Source organism: Solilutibacter pythonis (assembly GCF_003697345.1).
Taxonomy (GTDB): Bacteria; Pseudomonadota; Gammaproteobacteria; order Xanthomonadales; family Xanthomonadaceae; genus Solilutibacter; species Solilutibacter pythonis.
In genome coordinates this window covers 1-2264 of sequence record NZ_RFLY01000046.1, presented here as the reverse complement: position 1 = coordinate 2264, position 2264 = coordinate 1, and the positions used below count along the sequence as shown (strand labels likewise).

General features: G+C 62.8%; 2 protein-coding genes. Both read right to left on the bottom strand.

Features of this window, described 5'->3' with window-relative positions:
• A partial coding sequence (locus tag EBB59_RS13175; protein WP_122102587.1) for a hypothetical protein occupies nt 1-441 on the bottom strand: 441 nt, incomplete at its 3' end.
• A 32-nt stretch (nt 442-473) separates the two neighbouring features.
• Nucleotides 474-2264 (bottom strand): hypothetical protein (locus EBB59_RS13970; RefSeq protein ID WP_122102586.1); only part of this gene is annotated, 1791 nt, incomplete at its 5' end.

The window sequence follows — 2264 nt, the reverse complement described above, 5'->3', positions numbered from 1 at the left end:
GGCATCCGAGGCTTGAAACGCCTGGAGTACCGGAATGGCGTTCTCGTGGCGGCGCAGTTCCGCTTGCGTCACCGCCAACTCGCGCCGGTAGTGGCCCAGCACCGCCCAGCTGGTGAGCAATACCAGCAGCAAGATACTTCCGGTCGCGCCGAACCATAGCCAGACCGTCCGGCTCGCCCCATGCAGATGCGCGGAAGTGGCCGATACCGCGCGCTCGTATTCCTGGGCGACAGGCATCACCGCATCACGCGCCTCCCCGGCAATCCGCGCGCCGGCGCTGTCGACGATGCCGGCCACCTCGCGCCGAAACCGGCTCGCTTCCCGCTGAAGCGCCTGTATCTGCTGGTGGAACGCGGCGCTCATGCGGGCTTCGCGCTGGGCCAGCTCCGAGCGCAGCAACAAAATGGCCTGGACGGCATGCTTCGACGATGCGTTATCCATCGGTTTCTCCCCTTCGATCGTGACCCCGTGAGTTACAAGTGCAGCACCGGCCCTCGCTGCGTCTGTGCCTGCGCCCGCTGCTGTTCTTCCAACAGCCGGTCGCCCAGTCGCGCCAGATGTTGGCCTTCGGGCGTTTGTGCGAATTCGATGGAAATGCGGTCGAGGGCGTCGCTGTCGCCGGTCATCAATGCGGCGTAGGCCCGATCCAGATAGGGGTCGTCGAAGGGGCTTTCGGCAAGCAGGCGATTCCATTCCCTTTCTTTTTCGTCGAGTGCGTCGATGGCGGAGACGAAGGGGGGAAGGAAGGGGGCGGAGTAGCGGGTGGGCTGGGGGTTGGCATGGGCCGGTAGGTATGGCGGGTATGGCGGGTCGCTGTTTTCCCTCTCCGAATTGCCAGCAGGCCGGGGCTGCATCGTGGGAGCGGGCGGTGGCGTCACGGGGACATATCGATGGTCGTGCCGTGGGTCGATACTGCCATCCTGGGTGTGATGGAAGCGGCCCGGTGCCGCGGGCGTCTGGCTGCTGTCGTAATAAGGGTGCGGGGTGGCCTTGTCGATGGCGATATCGATGCCTTCCTGCTCCATCAGCTTTTCCTTCAAGCCGATGCCCGCCATGTCGAGGGTCAGTTTATGGGTGAGCGCCGGGTGTTGTTGGGCGTGGTGGCGTTCGGTATGGATGATTTGCTCGATGGCCCAGGCGCCGTAATAGTTGGCGTAGTCGGCCTTGCCGCTTTCGCCCAGTTGGACGGGGCTTTGACCGGGCGGGGCGTGTTCCGGCGCGGGGCGGTCGAAATAATGCTGCCCCATGGCGGCGATATTGGCGGGTGAATAGGCCAGGCTGTGGTCTGGGTTGAAGGTGAGGCCGGGTTTGGGGGTTGCAATTTTGGTGGTGGTGTTGATTTCTGCAAAATCCCTCACCCTTTCCTGAACAGTTATTGATGTTCGTTGAAGCATGTCATTTAAAGAAAATCCCGGAGTGATTCGCTGTTGACGGCCTAACGAGGCATTCCACCCCGCAATCTCCGCCTTGGCCTCATCCTCACGTGCGGCTTGGATGTAGTCGCGGGTGGGGGCGGAGTAGTCGTGAATCTCGTCGGGACTTTCCGAGATATCCACCACCTGTTGGAAAAAAGTCACCGTCGCCCGCATCTTGCCCGGGTGGTTGAAGCCATGCTGGATTTCGTGGCCGATCACGAAGGTAAGGTCGTCCGCATCGAAACCGCCCTGCGGATGGGCAGCGGTCTTGGTCTGTAAAGCCAGCGGCGGCAGGCGCATGGCGTGATTGCCGCCGGTGTAGGTGCCGCCGGCCACGATGCCCGAGCGGACAAAGCCGAAGTTCTCCAGCAGCCTGCCCGAGGCATGGGGGCTGGTATCGGGCGTGATCGCGGCGCGTTTTACTTGTTCGGCCAACACGGGTGAGCCGTTGAGCGTGGTCTGGAGGTTGTCCAGCATGTCCTGGCTGACCGGGAGCCTGATCTCCGGCCTGCCCGGTGGGGTGGGGATGACATAACTGTCGTGCCCGAAGCGAAGCGTCATTTCCTGCACCCTGAGCACGGCGCCGAGCTCGGTACCGGGGGCGGTTCCGCTGGGCTGGAATGCGGTGGATGGCAGCGAGAGGATGCCCGTTGGGCGGTGGTAATGGCCGACGGGGATGGGCGCGGTGTGGCTTTCGGCAGGTAATGCAAAGCCCAGAAGTTGACTGTTCTGTGTGGCCAGGTTCAGTTTTCCGAGCAGTTCGGTATCGGATAGGATGGCTGCGCGTAGCTGGGCTTCCTGGTCGGGAGATATGCCAGGTTGTTGGCCGAATTGGACGAGGATGGCTTC